This window comes from Citricoccus alkalitolerans (assembly GCF_039528175.1).
Lineage (GTDB): Bacteria > Actinomycetota > Actinomycetes > Actinomycetales > Micrococcaceae > Citricoccus > Citricoccus alkalitolerans.
The window spans coordinates 740751-756164 of record NZ_BAAALH010000001.1 but is presented as its reverse complement, the minus strand read 5'-3'; the positions used below and the strand labels follow the sequence as shown (position 1 = coordinate 756164).

The 15414-nt window shown below is 69.5% G+C and carries 13 protein-coding genes, 2 tRNA genes and 1 pseudogene; 10 read left to right on the top strand and 6 right to left on the bottom strand.

What is annotated here, in order from left to right; all coding sequences use genetic code 11:
* Window positions 1-351: 351 nt before the first annotated feature.
* Both tig and ABD134_RS03345 read right to left on the bottom strand, forming a co-directional pair.
* Window positions 352-1779, bottom strand: a pseudogene (tig, locus tag ABD134_RS03350) (trigger factor); the annotation flags it as partial.
* A gap of 107 nt (window positions 1780-1886) precedes the next feature.
* Window positions 1887-1960, bottom strand: a tRNA-Pro gene (locus ABD134_RS03345).
* A gap of 205 nt (window positions 1961-2165) precedes the next feature.
* Here ABD134_RS03345 and ABD134_RS03340 point away from each other — a divergent pair.
* The 3 genes from ABD134_RS03340 to ABD134_RS03330 all read left to right on the top strand — a co-directional run bounded on the left by ABD134_RS03340 (window position 2166) and on the right by ABD134_RS03330 (window position 3418).
* Window positions 2166-2236: transfer RNA gene (locus ABD134_RS03340), tRNA-Gly, on the top strand.
* A 122-nt stretch (window positions 2237-2358) separates the two neighbouring features.
* Window positions 2359-2760 carry an ArsR/SmtB family transcription factor gene (locus ABD134_RS03335; protein ID WP_344226689.1) on the top strand — a complete coding sequence of 134 codons (402 nt, stop codon included), beginning with the start codon at window positions 2359-2361 and terminating at the stop codon, window positions 2758-2760.
* 1 nt (window position 2761) lies between these two features.
* Entirely contained in the window at window positions 2762-3418 is a 657-nt protein-coding gene (locus ABD134_RS03330) for an SRPBCC domain-containing protein (protein ID WP_344226687.1), read from the top strand.
* A gap of 60 nt (window positions 3419-3478) precedes the next feature.
* Here the strand turns inward: ABD134_RS03330 and ABD134_RS03325 are convergent, their stop codons facing one another.
* Window positions 3479-4483 carry an SDR family oxidoreductase gene (locus tag ABD134_RS03325; protein ID WP_344227647.1) on the bottom strand — a complete coding sequence of 335 codons (1005 nt, stop codon included), beginning with the start codon at window positions 4481-4483 and terminating at the stop codon, window positions 3479-3481.
* A gap of 69 nt (window positions 4484-4552) precedes the next feature.
* On the opposite strand from ABD134_RS03325, the gene ABD134_RS03320 reads away from it, so the two are divergent.
* Complete coding sequence (locus ABD134_RS03320) at window positions 4553-5437, top strand: helix-turn-helix transcriptional regulator (protein ID WP_344226685.1); 885 nt, start codon at window positions 4553-4555, stop codon at window positions 5435-5437.
* Window positions 5438-5491: 54 nt separating this feature from the next.
* Here the strand turns inward: ABD134_RS03320 and ABD134_RS03315 are convergent, their stop codons facing one another.
* Both ABD134_RS03315 and ABD134_RS03310 read right to left on the bottom strand, forming a co-directional pair.
* Window positions 5492-6466, bottom strand: a complete 975-nt coding sequence (locus ABD134_RS03315; RefSeq protein ID WP_344226683.1) for an Fpg/Nei family DNA glycosylase — start codon at window positions 6464-6466, stop codon at window positions 5492-5494.
* A 14-nt stretch (window positions 6467-6480) separates the two neighbouring features.
* Window positions 6481-6954 carry a ribose-5-phosphate isomerase gene (locus tag ABD134_RS03310; protein WP_344226681.1) on the bottom strand — a complete coding sequence of 158 codons (474 nt, stop codon included), beginning with the start codon at window positions 6952-6954 and terminating at the stop codon, window positions 6481-6483.
* A gap of 188 nt (window positions 6955-7142) precedes the next feature.
* On the opposite strand from ABD134_RS03310, the gene pepN reads away from it, so the two are divergent.
* Window positions 7143-9809: an aminopeptidase N gene (gene pepN / locus ABD134_RS03305; RefSeq protein ID WP_378108372.1), complete on the top strand. Its 2667-nt coding sequence runs from the start codon at window positions 7143-7145 to the stop codon at window positions 9807-9809.
* Between the two features lie 54 nt (window positions 9810-9863).
* On the opposite strand, the gene fdhD is transcribed toward pepN, so the two are convergent.
* Window positions 9864-10727, bottom strand: coding sequence for a formate dehydrogenase accessory sulfurtransferase FdhD (gene fdhD / locus ABD134_RS03300; RefSeq protein WP_344226677.1), 864 nt, complete (start codon window positions 10725-10727; stop codon window positions 9864-9866).
* A gap of 139 nt (window positions 10728-10866) precedes the next feature.
* On the opposite strand from fdhD, the gene ABD134_RS03295 reads away from it, so the two are divergent.
* Genes ABD134_RS03295 through ABD134_RS03275 form a run of 5 tightly spaced genes read left to right on the top strand, consistent with a single transcriptional unit; the run spans window position 10867 to window position 15414 of the window.
* Entirely contained in the window at window positions 10867-12099 is a 1233-nt protein-coding gene (locus ABD134_RS03295; protein WP_344226675.1) for a ThiF family adenylyltransferase, read from the top strand.
* A complete protein-coding gene (locus ABD134_RS03290) occupies window positions 12092-13432 on the top strand; it encodes a molybdopterin molybdotransferase MoeA (protein WP_344226673.1) in 1341 nt (446 codons plus the stop codon). The genes ABD134_RS03295 and ABD134_RS03290 overlap by 8 nt, the downstream gene beginning before the upstream one ends.
* Window positions 13432-14028: a cyclic pyranopterin monophosphate synthase MoaC gene (gene moaC / locus ABD134_RS03285; protein WP_344226670.1), complete on the top strand. Its 597-nt coding sequence runs from the start codon at window positions 13432-13434 to the stop codon at window positions 14026-14028. Before ABD134_RS03290 ends, moaC begins: the two co-directional genes overlap by 1 nt.
* Window positions 14021-15175, top strand: coding sequence for an NTP transferase domain-containing protein (locus tag ABD134_RS03280; protein WP_344226668.1), 1155 nt, complete (start codon window positions 14021-14023; stop codon window positions 15173-15175). The genes moaC and ABD134_RS03280 overlap by 8 nt, the downstream gene beginning before the upstream one ends.
* Window positions 15175-15414, top strand: coding sequence for a MoaD/ThiS family protein (locus tag ABD134_RS03275; protein WP_344226666.1), 240 nt, complete (start codon window positions 15175-15177; stop codon window positions 15412-15414). The genes ABD134_RS03280 and ABD134_RS03275 overlap by 1 nt, the downstream gene beginning before the upstream one ends.

The window sequence follows — 15414 nt, the reverse complement described above, 5'->3', positions numbered from 1 at the left end:
CGGGCGTTCGACTCCCGTCACAGGCCATCCGGTGGGGTCACCTTCGGCGGGCGGCCGGTGGTTCGGCGATCACTCGGCTGTGTCAGCGGCCTCGATCGGAGCCTTCTTGGCAGGAGCCTTCTTGGCAGGTGCCTTCTTGGCGGGCGCCTTCTCCTCACCCTCGGCCCCAGCCTTCTTGGCAGCGGCGGTCTTGGCCGGAGCCTTGGCAGGAGCCTTCTTCGCTGCGGTCTTGGCAGGAGCCTTCTTCGCTGCGGTCTTCGGAGCGGGAGCCTCCTCGGCATCCGCCGCGCCCTCTTCTTCAGCCTTCTTGGCAGCGGCGGTCTTGGCCGGGGCCTTCTTCGCCGGGGCCTTCTTGGCGGGGGCCTTCTCCGCCTCGGCCGGGGAATCCGCTGACGGAGCGGAATCCGCAGAATCCGCGGAGTCGGCCGAATCAGCAGAATCCGCAGAATCTGCGGAGTCGGCCGAGGCAACGCCGTCTTCGCCTCCTGGGGTGACGAAGGAGGTCAGGTCAACGGTGTTGCCGGCGGTGTCGGTGACCACGGCGTACTCGAGGACCTTGGCGAGAGCCTTGCGGCGGCGGACCTCGCCCATGATCATCGGCACCTGGCCGGCCTGGTCCAGCATCTGGGCGAACTGGTTCGGGTCCATGCCGTACTGCTGGGAGGTGGAGATGATGTACTCGATCAGTTCGCCCTGGTCCACGCCGACCTCTTCGGCGTCGGCGACCTTGTCGAGGATGATCTCGTTGCGGAAGGCCTCTCGGGCGTTCGACTCCACCTCGGCGCGGTGCTCCGCGGTGTCGTGATCGTCGCCCTCCGAGTGACCCTGCTGGGAGAAGTGCTGTTCAATCTGCTCGTTGACCACGGAGTCGGGGACCGGCACCTCGACGAGCTTCACGAGCTCCTCGAGGACCTTGTCACGGGCCTCGATGCCCTGTCCGGTGACGGCGCCTTCGGCGGCCTTCTCCTTCAGGTCGGCCTTGAGCTCGTCGATGGTGTCGAATTCGGAGGCCAGCTGGGCGAAGTCGTCGTCAGCCTCGGGCAGCTCGCGCTCCTTGACGCTACCGAGGATGACCTTCACGGTGGCCTTCTCGCCGGAGTGGTCGCCACCGGCCAGGACAGTCTCGAAGACCGCGTCTTCACCGGCGGACAGGCCCTCGAGAGCCTCATCCATGCCGTCGAGCATGGTGCCGGCTCCGACCTGGTAGGACAGGTCCTCGGCATGGTCAACCTGCTCGTCCCCGACCGTGGCGGTCAGGGTGATGGTGACGAAGTCGTCCTTGGCGGCGGGGCGCTCGACGGTCTTGAGGGTTCCGAAGCGGGAACGCAGTTCGTCGAGGGCCTTCTGCTCGTCCTCCTCGGACGCGGCGGCCGGCTCGACGGTGACCTTGAGTCCCTTGTAGTCGGGCAGCTCGATCTCGGGACGGATGTCCACCTCGACGCTGAACTTCAGCGGGCCCTCGGCCTCGCCGTCGACGCCGGGCATGGAGGTGACCTCGACCTCGGGACGTGCCATCGGGGTGGTCTCGGTCTGGGTCAGGGCTTCCTGGTAGTAGTCGTTCAGGCCCTCATTGACGGCCGTCTCCACCACGTAGCCACGGCCGACCCGCTGGTCGATGAGGCGCGCAGGAACCTTGCCCTTGCGGAAGCCGGGGACCTGGATCTGGTTCGCCACCGTCTTGTAGGCCTGGTCCAGGCGCGGCTTGAGGTCCTCGAAGGGGACCTCGACGTCCAGCTTGACCCGGGTCGGGCTGAGGTTTTCTGCGGTGCTCTTGACCACGTGGGACTCCTGTGTGGATTGATCGTCTCGTCTATATGGCGCGGATGGGCCCGGCCGTCGGGCATCCGGTGAATCAGGCCGCCCCGGCAAGCGGGGCGACCATGACGTCGGGGTGACAGGATTTGAACCTGCGGCCTCACGCTCCCAAAGCGCGCGCTCTACCAAGCTGAGCTACACCCCGCAGACGGCCCTGGCCATTTCTGGCCAGAGACCAGTGTACGCATGACGGCCCCATACTCCGCATTTCTGCGGCGTTCAAGCCCAAGCCGCATTTCTGCGCCGCGCCGACATGTGGCTGTTTTGCTGCTCACACCCACTGCTTGATACGATCATCCTCGCTGCGTTCGGTAGATGCCCCTAGGGACACACATATCGGCCGACGCTGCGGGGATGTAGCTCAATGGTAGAGCCCCAGTCTTCCAAACTGGCTACGCGGGTTCGATTCCCGTCATCCCCTCCGCCACACCACGAAGGCCCCGGATCCGTCCGGGGCCTTCGTGGTTAATGCCCGAGCCCTTCATAACCGAAAGCCATTGTTTAAGCCTTGGCTTATATAAGGATCGGTGCCAGCATGGATCCATGCACGCTCTCGATGTCCTCGGTGACCCCGTCCGGCGCCGCATCCTTGAGATGCTGGCCGGGGGCGAGCTCAGCGCAGGAGAGGTCGGTACCCAGGTGCAGGCCGAGTTCGGGATCAGCCAGCCGGCGGTCTCGCAGCAGCTGAAGGTCCTTCGCGATCACGGCTTCGCCACCGTGCGGCCCCAGGGCACACGGCGGCTGTACGCGGTAGACCCCCAGGGGCCCCGAGAGGCCAGCGACTGGCTCAGTCCGTTCGAGCAGTTCTGGCGGCCGAGGCTGGATGCCCTGGGCACCGAGTTGGCCCGGGGCAAACGCCAGCGGAGACTGGCCGCTGAACGTGCAGCAGTGGAGCCCACGGCGGACGACACCGAACACCACCATCCACCCCATCAGGAGTCATGACATGGTCGATATCCGGAACCAACTCTCCGCCGTCACACGCGGCCTCTCATCCGAGGACCGGGACGGCGAACCCTCGCACGTCCAGACCCTCGAGCAGACCTACCCGGCAGGGCTTGAGGACGTGTGGGAGGCGGTCACCACAGCCGATCGCATCGCCCGGTGGTTCCTACCGGTCAGCGGCGACCTCAGCCTCGACGGCCAGTATCAGCTCGAGGGCAATGCCGGCGGCACCGTGCTGGAATGCACCCCTCCCGCGGACGGCACGGCACGCTACCGGATCACCTGGGAGTTCGGCGGCGGCCTTTCCTGGGTGACCGTGCGCCTGGCCGCCGAGGGCGACTCGACGCGACTCATCCTCGAACACGTCGCCCGAGTAGCAGATCTGCCGGACGGAATGTGGGACACCTATGGCCCCGGCGCCACCGGGGTGGGCTGGGATGGCGGCCTGCTGGGCCTGGGATTGCACCTCGGTGCCGTCGAAGGCTCCCTCTCGCCCCAGGAGGCCGAGGCCTGGGCCGTCACCGAGGAGGGGAAGCGGTTCTACCGCGGAGCCGCTGACGGTTGGGCGGCCGCCCACGTGTCCGCCGGCGCGGATCCCACGGTGGCCGCCCGCGCGGCGGACGCCACGTACGGCTTCTATACCGGGTCGGACGCCTGATCCGGTACCCCGGGGCGGCCCAGCTCCGGGGTCGTCCGGCCCTGCCCCTGGCTCACCGGTTCAACGGAAGTCCTCCACCGCCAGGTCCGCGGACGGCGTCGTGTCCATCGCAGTGATGAACCCCCAGGCGTCCGGCCGGGAGCCATCCACGTCGGTCATGCCATAGTGCCGGGCCAGCTCGAAGGAACTGACCGACCGGGTGTTCCACTGATCCCGCTGCGGATCGGCCGCCAGCTCCACGATGCCGCGGGCGAGCAGGGCAGGAGTCTCCGAGATCACAAACTCGTAGGGCGGGACCACATCCGTCTTTCCGCGATTGGCTGCCGCTGCCTCGCGCCAGGTCTGCTCGGTGACGCCGAAGGCATCCAGCATCATCTCCGAGCGCAACCATCCGGCTGAAACGGAGACCGCTGTGCCCCCGTGCGCCTTCAGCTCGTGCCCCTCGGCAAAGGCCAACCGGTCCACGGCGGTCTTCGCGAGGTCCAGGAACACGGTCTCCCGGAAATGGCCCTGGTTGTAGTCCCGGGTCCCGTCCGTGGTCTCCACCACCAAGCCCCCGGGGTGGCGGATCAGCAGACCCAGAGCGGCGTGGCTGGTCAGCAGATGGGTGCGGAAGCCGGCGTCGAAGAGCCTCATGCCGTCGTCTAGGTCGTACTCCCACAACGGGATGCCGAACTCCACGTAGGCCTCTCCCCCGATGTCGTTGATGAGGATGTCCAGTCGGCCCTGTTCGCGATCGATCCGATCCACGAGTTCACGGACGGCGCTCACCTCGAGGTGGTCCACGACCATCGCATGGGCCGTCCCGCCCTCAGCCCGGATCAGGCCGGCGGTCTCCTCGACCGTTTCCGGCCGCCCGTAGTCCGAGGGGTGCCCCGCCGTGGAGCGGCCCGTGCAGTACACGACCGCCCCAGCCCGGCCCAGTTCCCGGGCAATGGCCCGGCCGGCACCGCGGGTGGCTCCGGCCACCAGAGCGATCCTTCCCTCCAGCGCCCGTGGGCGTGGCCCCGTTGACCCTGTTGCTTCGGTTGGCTCGGCGGATTCTGTTGGTCCCGTTGCGTCCATCGTCATGATTGTGTCCACTCCGCTTCTCGTGTTCGATCAATGCTCGTGCTCCCATGGTGATGCCTATTCATGACATCCACTCGCACCATCCAACGGGATCTGACGGCACTGCACCAGCTTGGCGTCCCGGTGTGGACCCGCACGGGTCCGGCCGGAGGGGTCGGGCTGGTGGACGGTTGGTCCTCGCCCATCACCGGGATGACGGCGTCCGAGCTTCAAGCGCTGCTGATCGGCGAGGCTGGATCCCGCGACCTCGGTCTTCACCCGCACTACGAGACCGCCTGCCTGAAGATGCTGGGCACCACGGCGGCCCGTGAGCCCGGCGTCGGCTCCGTCAGCGAACGCTTCCTCATCGACCATGAGCGATGGTTCGCCGAGCCGGAGCGGCCCGCTTCCCTGCCGGTGGTCTCGCAGGCGGTATGGTCCGGTCGCCGGCTGCGCATCGAGTACAGCCGCGGAACCCGGTTGGTCGACCCGCTCGGACTCGTCCTCAAGACAGACGTCTGGTACCTCGTGGCGGCACATCGTCGTCAGACGCGCACCTATCGCCTCTCCCGCATCGCTTCCGCCGAGATCCAGTCGGAGTCGGCCTGGCGGCCGGAGGACTTCTCCCTGGCGGCCTATTGGGAAGGCAGTCGACGCACTTTCCAGGATTCCGTCCGCCGCGTTCCCGTACGGCTGTCTCTCCCCGCGAGCTCCCTCGAAGTCCTCCGGGAGGCGGTCCCGGGGCCAGGCACAGAGTCCGCTTGTGCCTCGGCCCGCCGCGTGGGTGACCGGGTGGAACTGGACCTGCCCATGGAGCATGAGGACATCACCGTGGCCCAGCTCGTGCAGGTTCCGGGCGTCGAGGTCCAGGAACCTCCAGCCGTGCGGGACGCGTTGTTCCGCCGCGGCGCAGAGTTGGTCGCCCGCAACCGGTCCACCACTCCCAACGATCGTGAAGAATCCCGGTGATCATCACGGGGAATGCTCGTGATCACCGGGAATCGCGGGCCTTCACTCAGCCCGTCACCCCGTGAGCTGACAGCCCGGGCACCAGAAGAGCTTGCGGGCCTGCATCTCGGCCAGCCGAACCGTGGTCCCACAGACCCGGCAGTCCATCCCGTCCCGCTGGTACACGTAGTACGCGTTGTCCGGCCACACCGGTGCCATCTGCCCCTGCTCATCCTGCCCGGCCTTCGTGGCACGGTGCTCGGGGCGCGTGGTGACGATCTTGCCGTCCCGGACACCGTCGTTCATCAGGGCCACGAGATCCTGCCAGAGGGCCACGCCGGCCTGGCGCCCCAGTGCCCGCCCCGGCAGGTACGGGTCGATTCCCTGCCGGAACAGGGACTCGGCGCGGTAGATGTTCCCCACTCCGGCGATCACCTGCTGATCCATCAGTAGCTGCCCGAGAGCCACCCGGCGTCCGGACACCCGCCGCAGGAACTCCTCCGGGCCAGTCCCGGGCACGAGCGAGTCGGGTCCCAGACGGTCGATGACGGCGGCCGCCTCGGGCGGTGTGATCACCTCACACGCGGTCGGGCCGCGCAGATCCGCCCACCCGTGGGCGGAGACCAACCGGACGCGGACCTGGCCCACCGGTGCTGGCGGGCCGGCGTACGCGGGTGCGGCGCCGGCGTCGTGCGCCGGGGTGTCCGGTGCCGTGTCTGCCGGCGCCGACGGGGCGTCGAAGGTATCGGTCTCCCCCATCCTGCGGGGCGCGCCGATGCTGGAGGCACCGCGGAACGTCTCATCGCCACCGAAGCTCCAGGCGCCATACAGGCCGAGGTGGACGCGGAGGACGAGAGCGGTGCCGGTGTCCTGGCCGAAGTCGAGGAACAGGTGTTTGCCGTGGGCCCGCGCGGCGGTCAGCATAGCTCCGTCGATCAGGCGGGCGCCTGCGGCGAAGCGGCCCTGTGGCGAGGACGCCCGCAGGCGTTCACCGGCGAAGACATCCGTGAACTGCCGGGCGAGGCGATGGATCGAATGGCCCTCGGGCATGGATCAGGCCACCGTCAGTCGAGGACTTCGCGGGTGTGCTCGTAGTGCGCGATCTTGCCGATGCGGCGCACATGGCGCTCGTCGCCGGAGAAGGGCTCCGCAAGGAAGGCCTCGATGATGGCGGTGGCCTCCTCGAGGGAGTGTTGCCGGCCGCCGACGGCGATGACGTTGGCGTCGTTGTGCTCCCGGGCCAGCCGTGCGGTGTCCAGATTCCAGGCCAGGGCGGCGCGGATGCCGCGGACCTTGTTGGCGGCGATCTGCTCGCCGTTGCCGGAACCGCCCAGGACGATCCCGAGCGCGTCCACCCCGGACTGCTGGTCCACCACCACGGCGGCGGCCGCGTTGATGCAGAACGCGGGGTAGTCGTCCTGCGGGTCATAGGAACGGGGTCCGTGGTCGACCATCTCGTAGCCGGCGGCCGTCAGGTGCTCGATGAGGTGGGCGCTCAGTTCGAGGCCGGCATGGTCGGTGGCGATGTGCACGCGCATGGGTCTGCTCCTGCTGTCGGCATCTGGCGGGTTCTCGTCCGGCCGTGGCGATGCGGTGGGATACGGTCGGGACCAGCGACCAGCCTACCGGGGCGCATCCCCTACCCGCGGAGGTGTGTCCGGTGGCACAATGGCGAGATACCCAGCATACGCTTCACACCGGGGTGCCTGCTGGCCCTGTCCGTCCGATGGCCTCTGCAGTCATCGTCACTGTCCGTTCCCGATCGACCGGAGGCCACGTGCCCACTCTGAACATCACCCGCATCGAGGCCGCGGAGCGTGCCGCAGCCCTGAGAGTCGCCTCCTACGAGGTCGACCTGGACCTCACGCTCGACGGCGACCACTTCCGCTCGTCGACTACCGTCACCTTCTCCGCGGTGGAGGCGGCCGTGGGCACCAGCACGTTCATCGACTTCGTCTCCACCCAGGCGCCGACCGTCACCCTCAACGGAGCCGTTCTGCCGGCGGAGGCCTTCGACGGCACCCGCATCGCCGTCGGCCCGCTGGCAGCCGAGAATGTGCTGGTGGTGGACGGGCTGGCCGACTACATGAACACCGGTGAGGGCCTGCACCGCTTCGTGGACCCGGTGGATGGCGAGACGTACCTGTACTCGCAGTTCGAGGTCCCGGACTCCCGTCGCGTGTTCTCCGTCTTCGAGCAGCCGGACCTGAAGGCCACGTTCGCCTTCACCATCACCGCCCCGGACCACTGGGCCGTGGTCTCCAACTCCCCCACCCCGCAGCCGGCCCCCGCGGTGGGCGCACGGGACGGAGCTTCCACGTGGACCTTCGAGCCCACCCCGCGGATCTCCTCCTACATCACCGCGCTGATCGCCGGCCCCTACCGGTCCACCCATTCGGAACTGACCAGTTCGGACGGCCGGACGATCCCGCTGGGCGCCTACTGCCGTGCCTCGCTGTTCGAATACCTGGATGCTGAGAACATCTTCGAGCTGACCCGCCAGGGCTTCGAGTTCTATGAGGCCCAGTTCGGCACCCCGTACCCGTTCGCCAAGTATGACCAGCTCTTCGTGCCGGAGTTCAACGCCGGGGCCATGGAGAACGCCGGCGCCGTGACCTTCCTGGAGAACTACGTCTTCCGCTCCACCGTCACCGAGGCCATGGTGGAGCGACGCGCCATCACGATCCTGCACGAGCTCGCCCACATGTGGTTCGGCGACCTGGTGACCATGAAGTGGTGGAACGACCTCTGGCTCAACGAGTCCTTCGCCGAGTTCATGTCCACGCTCTCCGCCGCGGAGAACACCCGCTACACCGGAGCCTGGACCACGTTCTCCGCCATGGAGAAGAACTGGGCCTACAAGCAGGATCAGCTGAGCACCACGCACCCGATCAAGGCCGAGATCCGGGACCTGGACGACGTCCTGGTCAACTTCGATGGCATCACCTATGCCAAGGGCGCGTCCGTGCTGCGCCAGCTCGTGGCCTGGGTGGGCCAGGAGAACTTCATGGCCGGAGTGCGCGCCTACTTCGGCAAGCACGCTTGGTCCAATACCGAGCTGCCCGACCTGATTCGCGAACTCGAGGCCTCCTCCGGCCGCGACTTGACCGAATGGACCCGGCTGTGGCTGGAGACCTCGGGGGTGAACACCCTGTCCGTGGAGGTCGAGACCGCCGGGGCGTCCGGCTCCGGCACCACGGAGGGCGGAACTCCCGACGCCGGCGCCATCACCTCCCTGCGCCTGCGTCAGTCAGCGCCGGGAGACCAGCAGCCCGGGGACGACGTGCTGCGACCGCATCGCATGGCCGTGGGCTTCTATTCTGCGGACGACTCCGGACGGCTGGTGCGCACCCACCGGTTCGAACTCGATGTGGCCGGCGAGGTCACCGAGGTCATGGAAGCCGCCGGCGTGCCGCGTCCGGACTTGATCCTGCCGAATGACGACGACCTGTCCTACGCCAAGATCCGCTTGGACGACGCCTCATGGTCCTTCGTGGCCACTCACCTGAAGGATGTGGCGGAGTCCCTGCCGCGCACCCTGCTGTGGAGTGCCGCCTGGGACACCGTCCGGGATGCCGAGGCCACGGCCGGATGGTTCACCGACCTAGTGCTGTCCAACATCGGCGAGGAGCGGGATTCCTCCGTGGTGCAGACCCTGCTGCGCCAGCTGGCCACCACGCTGTCCCAGTACGCGGCACCCGAGCACGCCGTGCAACTGCGCATCTCTGCAGCGGACCGCCTCCTGGACCTGGCCCGGAACGCGGAGGCGGGCTCGGACAACCAGCTCCAGTTCACCAAGGCGTTCGCGGCGGCGGCCCGCTCGGAGGGGCAGCTGGACACGCTGGCCGCCCTGCATGCCGGGACCGACTCCCTGGACGGGCTGGACCTGAACACGGACCTGAAGTGGGAGATGCTCACCGGACTGGTGGCAGGGGGCCGCGCCGGCGAGTCGGAGATCGCTGCCGCCGAGGCCGCCGATGCCACCGCCACCGGCGCCCTGGCGGCCTCACAGGCTCGCGCCGCGGTGCCCACCACTGAGGCCAAGCGCACGGCATGGGACCAGGTGGTGAGCGGGGAACTGTCCAACATGACCCAGCGCAACGTGCTGCTCGGCTTCAACCGCGTGCACGATCCGGCCCTGTTGGCCCCGTTCGCCGCCGAGTTCTTCGCGGGTGTGGAAGAACTGTGGGCCTCGCGTTCACACGAGATGGCGGAGTCCGCGGCGATCGGGCTGTTCCCGGGTGCTCAGGTCTCCCAGGAGACCATTGACGCCGCGAACTCCCTGGTGGAGCGCTCGCGGGGCCCGCAGGCCGCGCTGTCCCGCACAGTGGCCGAGTCCCGCGATGAGATGGTCCGGGCCCTGGCCGCGCGCCAGGCAGACGCCACCCCCTGACAGAGTGCTTTGCGGGCAGAGATCAGTACTTATTTCTGCCCGCAAAGCCTCGGCCTAATGTGGTTCGCACGCCGGGACGGCTCCACCATCGGCCACGATCCTCTGCTCCCCGGCGTAGATGACGAAGCGGTCGCCGCGGACGAAGCCGGCCAGTGTCATCCCGGCCTCACGGGCCAGGTCCACCGCCAGCGACGACGGCGCGGAGACGGAGGCGAGCATCGGCACCCCGGCCATCATGGCCTTCTGGGTGAGTTCGAAGCTGGCCCGGCCGGAGACCATCAGGGCGTGCCCGGACAGTGGCAGCATCCCCTCCAGCAACGCCCAGCCGAGGACCTTGTCCACAGCATTGTGGCGGCCCACGTCCTCCCGCACCGCGACCAGCTCGCCCGTGGCGGTGTTGAACAGGCCGGCCGCATGCAGCCCGCCAGTGCGGTCGAAGACCTTCTGCCGCTCGCGCAGTACCTCGGGCATCTGCAGCACGAAGGACTCGGTGACCTGCATCGGGTCACCGTCCACGGGGAACCGGGACTGAGTGCGGACGTTCTCGATGCTGGTCCGCCCGCACAGGCCGCAGGCGCTGGACATGAGCACCTGGCGTTCCATCTCCGGGGCAGGGGCCTGGACCCCAGGGCGCAGCACCACGTCCACGGTGTTGTCGGTCTCCTCCGCTCCCGGGCCGAAGTCACGGCCGCAGTACCGGACGGAGCGCACCTCGTCGGCGGCGCCGATCAGCCCCTCGCTCAACAGGAATCCGACGGCCAGGGAGAAATCCTCCGTCGGGGTGCGCATGGTCACCGCCAGCCGCCGGCCGTTCACCCGGATCTCCAGGGGCTCCTCGGCCGCCAGAACATCCGCCCGGGCGTCACGCTCCCCAGCCTTGACCCTGACGACGCGGACCCGCGATTCACTTCGTGCCATGCCCCCATCTTCGCCGCCGGCCCGCTTTCAGTCGACTTTGTGGGGGTCGCGACGCCCAGCACCCGGACGAAGCCGCCTGGAAACGCGGGGGATGAGTGCGCCGCAGGCTAGTGGCGACGCCGCGGACTAGGCTGGCTCCATGCCCCAGGACCGCCCCGCTCACGCCGCAGAACGGACGCTCCGCCAACGGACCCTGCCCCAGATCGGTGATTCCGGACAGTATCTCCTGTCACAGGCCTCCATCGCCGTCGTCGGCGCCGGAGGGCTCGGCTCGCCCGTCATCAGCTACCTCGCTGCCGCCGGCATCGGGACCCTGCACGTCATCGACGACGACCGGGTAGAGCTGAGCAACCTCAACCGTCAGACCCTGCACGGCGTGGACACCCTCGGCGGGCTCAAGACCGACGGCGCGGTGTCCGCGGCCCGGCGCCTCTCTCCCGAGACCACGGTCATCCCCCACACCGTCCGCCTGACGGACGCCAATGCGACAGACCTGCTCGCGAGCGCCGACCTGATCATGGACGGCAGCGACTCCTTCACCACCCGCTTCATCATCCACCGGGCCGCCAGCGCCCTCGGCACGCCGGTGGTGTTCGGCGCCCTCATGCAATGGAACGCCCAGGTCACCGTCTTCTGGTCCGATCCCCCCGCGGCCTCCGGCCTTCCCGCCGTCACCCTCACCGATGTCTTCCCGGACAACGCGTCCACCCATGCCGCACCCAGCTGCGCCGAGGCCGGGGTGCTGGGCGCCGTCGTCGGAATCACCGGCTCTCTGATGGCCCTGGAGGCGATCAAGCTCGTCCTCGGCACCGGCACGCCGCTGTTGGGTCGGATGATGCTGATCGATGGGCTCTCCGGCACCACCACGGACATCCCCCTCGCGCCGTCCGCCCCATCCAGCCAGTCCGGACCGGCTTCGCCTTCTGCGCCGACTGCACGGTCTGTACCGGATGGTCCTCCATTCTCCACCGCCGCGTCGGCCGGAGACGCCGCCCGCGTAGTCCCCATCGTCCGTCCTGACGTGGACCCGGCCGCCATCTGGCTCGACGTCCGGAGGCCAGAGGAATCCCGCGAGCACCCCGGCCCGTCCGGCACGGTGGAGCTGCCCCTTGACCAGCTCCTGCGTCTTCAGGGCGGACCAGAGCTGCCCCTGCCTCCCGATCATCCGCTGGCACCCGCCCAGGCCGCCCTGCGCCCCGATGGCGTCGTCGGTTCGCCGGCTGGACCGACGCTGCTCCCCTTCTGTGCGGCGGGCCCCCGGAGCGCGACGGCGGCCCGTCACCTGGCGCGCCTCGGCTGGCCCGTCCAGGGGTACCTGGACGGCGGACTTCCCGCAGCAATCATCGAGCCCCGAGGAGACCACCGTGGCTGAGGCCCGCTACCGCAGCACTGTCGAAGAGCACCAGCGCCGGGTCCTTGCCCTGGCCCCCCTCCTGCCCGAGGACACCCTGGCCTTGGCCGAGGCCGCCGGACTCACGTTGGCGGCCGGCGCCACCGCCACCCTTGACCTGCCCCCGTGGGACAACTCCGCCATGGACGGATACGCTGTCCGATCTGCGGACACCACGCGAGCCTGCGCGGAGTCACCGGTCCGCCTGGACCTCATCGCGGAACTGCCCGCCGGCACGGAGGCCGACCCAGCGCTGGCCCCCGGTCAGGCGGCCCGCATCATGACCGGCGCACCGATGCCCACGGACGCGGACGCCGTCGTGCCCCTGGAGGATGCCGTGGACTGGGACCCGGCCGCGCCCACCGCCGGCACTGAGCCCCCCGCTCACGTGGAGCTGAACCACCCCGTGACTGCGGAACGCCATCTGCGGCGGCGTGGGGAGGACGTGCGCGCCGGCGATCTCGTCTCCCCCGCAGGACGGCCGCTGACACCACACCGGCTGTCCGCGCTCGCCGCCGCCGGTATCGCCGAGGTGCGGGTCCGGCGCCGGCCACGGGTCATGGTCGTCAGCACCGGTTCAGAGTTGGTGGCCCCCGGTGAATCGGTCCGCCGCGGCCAGATCCCCGACTCCAACAGTCTCCTGCTGGCTTCCCTGGTGGCGGCCAGCGGTGGGCAGGTGGCCCACCGGGGCCGCGTCTCCGACGATCCCGCCGAGCTGCAGGCCGTACTGCGGTCCACCCAGGGTGCCTCAGACGCCGTGATCCTCACTGGAGGGGCGAGCGTGGGGGCCCATGACGTCGCGCGCCTCGTCCTGGCACCGGACTCACCGGGCGGCACGGTGCCGTCCAGGCAAACCTCCACGCCCGACGGCGGCACCCCGGTTCCCGAGGATCCCACCGTCCGCTTCGACCGGGTGGCGGTCCAGCCGGGTAAGCCCCAGGGGTTCGGCCTGCTGGCGGACGGGCGGGCCGTGTGGTCACTGCCGGGCAATCCGGTCAGTGCGTGGGTGTCCTACTTGCTGTTCGTGGAGCCGGGGCTGCTGGCCATGCAGGGACGCGATACGCCCGTGGCCCCCTGGTACCCGGTGGTCACGGAGGAGGGCTGGCGTTCACCACCCGGGCGGGAGCAGTTCGTGCCGGCACGGGTGGTCTCCGCCCCCGGTGAACCGCTGCGGATCGCCCAGGCCACCGAGCGTGGCTCCGGATCCCATCTCGCCGGCCGGATGGCCCGCGCCACCGGACTGGCCCGCGTGCCCGCCACCACCGACGCGGTGTCCGCCGGAAACACCGTCCTCTACCGAGCCTTGGAGGCCTGATGACCGAATCCCCTGCCGTCCAACCCACTGCTGCCGGCTCCATCGACGCCGGAGCCGAGGGCTTCACCCACCTAGCCGGTGACGGCTCGGCCCGCATGGTCGATGTCACGGCCAAGACACCGACGATCCGCAGCGCCACCGCTGAGGCCACCGTGCTCGTGGCCCCGGAGGTCCTCGCGGCCCTGACCGGGGGCACCGTGCCCAAGGGTGATGTCTGGGCCGTGGCCCGGATCGCTGGTATCCAGGGCGCCAAGAAGTGCGCCGAGCTGCTGCCGCTCGCCCATGTGATCGGCGTCCATGGGGCCACGGTGGACTTCGAGGTCGGCCCCGACCGTATCCGCATCATCGCCACGACCCGGACCGCCGACCGGACCGGGGTAGAGATGGAGGCCATGACCGCCGCCTCCGTGGCCGGGCTGGCCATGGTGGACATGGTCAAGGGCCTGGACCGGGCCGTCGAGCTGACCGGAGTCCGGCTGCTGGAGAAGACCGGGGGCCGCTCCGGCACGTGGCGCCGTGACGACGCGGAGCACCCGGCGGCTCCGGAAGCCTCAGATGCGTCAGTTGCCCCGAATGCCCCGGTCGCCCGTGGTTGAGACTCTGGCGGCGATCGTCCTGGCGGGAGGGGCGTCCACTCGCATGGGCCGGGACAAGGGCTCGATCGTGGTGGATCCCGCCGGGGGAGTCACCCTGCTCGAACGCACCGTCCAGGCCGCGCTGTCGGCCGGCGCCACCACCATCGTCGTGGCCGGAGACCGGCCGGTGCCTGCTGCGCCCAGGGTGCAGGCTGTACCCACGGCACAGGCTGTGCAGACTGTACCGGCCTCTTCCCCCACAGGCTCGACGGGTCCAGGCGGCTCCATCCTGATTTCGCCGCTCGTACGGTTCGTGCGCGAGGATCCACCGGGGTCCGGCCCGGTCGCCGCCTTGGACGCCGCACTGGCCGGCCTCGAGGCAGATCGAGTCCTGGTGCTGCCCTGCGACCTGGCAGATCCGATGGCGGCCGCCCGTGAACTCGTCCGGGCCTTCGACCGCACGCTGACCGGGACCCTGGACGGGGCCGTGGATGAAGCCCTGGACGGAGACCTGCACGCCGGCGGCCACGATGGCGTCGTCGCCGTGGACTCCACCGGTCGCCGCCAGCACCTGACGGCCCTCTTCCGGCTTCCAGCCCTGCGCCTGCAGGCGGCACGCCCCACCGAGGACGGTGACATCCCCGTCACCCGCGTGCGGGAGCGGGTCGCCGGCCTGCAACTGGTCGAGGTCCCCGAACCGGCAGGCCATCCCGGACTCTGGGACGATATGGACACCCCCGAGGATCTGGAACGCCACCGGTCCCCCCCGCCAGCACCGGCCACGACACCACCAGGAGCACCCGTGCCTGAGAACAGTACCGAACCCCGCGGCGGCGAAGTCTCGCCCGGCACACACCCGGGCACCCACCGCGATATCCAGCAGGACATTCCCGGACTGGCGGACTGGCTGGATGCCGTCGCCGGAGAGCTGGGCCTGCCGGCCTCCGTTGTGCTCCCCGGTCCGCTGCTGGACGTGGCCCGAGACGTGGCCCACGGGGTCCTGCGCCCCGGCGCGCCGACCTCGACCTACCTGATCGGTGTGGCTGTCGGACAGCAGCTGGCCGGTCGGGAGCGCACACCGGAGGAGATCTCCGACGTGGTCGACCGGCTCTCGGCTCGGATCCAGGACCTGGCACTCGGCTATGACCCGGCAGGGGGTGAGGGCTGATGGCCCGGATCCGTCTCTTCGCGGGAGCCGCTGAGATCCTGGATGCCTCCGAACTCACCCTCGAGGCCGCCACCGCGGGCGAATTGCGCCGACTCCTGGTGGCTGGTCATGGGACCAGTGCCGAGCAGGTCGTCTCGCGTTGCTCCCTGATGGTGGACGGCGTGCGCGCGGCCACGGACGACCACCCTGTCCAGGCGGACTCCCTCGTGGACGTCCTGCCACCCTTCGCCGGCGGCTAG

Coding starts and splice junctions, on each gene's coding strand:
- ABD134_RS03325 (WP_344227647.1), bottom strand. CDS start 4,483: ATGGACGCAACGGGACCAACAGAATCCGCCGAGCCAACCGAAGCAACA.
- moaC (WP_344226670.1), top strand. CDS start 13,432: ATGACCGAATCCCCTGCCGTCCAACCCACTGCTGCCGGCTCCATCGAC.
- pepN (WP_378108372.1), top strand. CDS start 7,143: ATGGCCTCTGCAGTCATCGTCACTGTCCGTTCCCGATCGACCGGAGGC.
- ABD134_RS03275 (WP_344226666.1), top strand. CDS start 15,175: ATGGCCCGGATCCGTCTCTTCGCGGGAGCCGCTGAGATCCTGGATGCC.
- fdhD (WP_344226677.1), bottom strand. CDS start 10,727: ATGGCACGAAGTGAATCGCGGGTCCGCGTCGTCAGGGTCAAGGCTGGG.
- ABD134_RS03315 (WP_344226683.1), bottom strand. CDS start 6,466: ATGCCCGAGGGCCATTCGATCCATCGCCTCGCCCGGCAGTTCACGGAT.
- ABD134_RS03320 (WP_344226685.1), top strand. CDS start 4,553: ATGACATCCACTCGCACCATCCAACGGGATCTGACGGCACTGCACCAG.
- ABD134_RS03335 (WP_344226689.1), top strand. CDS start 2,359: ATGCACGCTCTCGATGTCCTCGGTGACCCCGTCCGGCGCCGCATCCTT.
- ABD134_RS03295 (WP_344226675.1), top strand. CDS start 10,867: ATGCCCCAGGACCGCCCCGCTCACGCCGCAGAACGGACGCTCCGCCAA.
- ABD134_RS03310 (WP_344226681.1), bottom strand. CDS start 6,954: ATGCGCGTGCACATCGCCACCGACCATGCCGGCCTCGAACTGAGCGCC.
- ABD134_RS03330 (WP_344226687.1), top strand. CDS start 2,762: ATGGTCGATATCCGGAACCAACTCTCCGCCGTCACACGCGGCCTCTCA.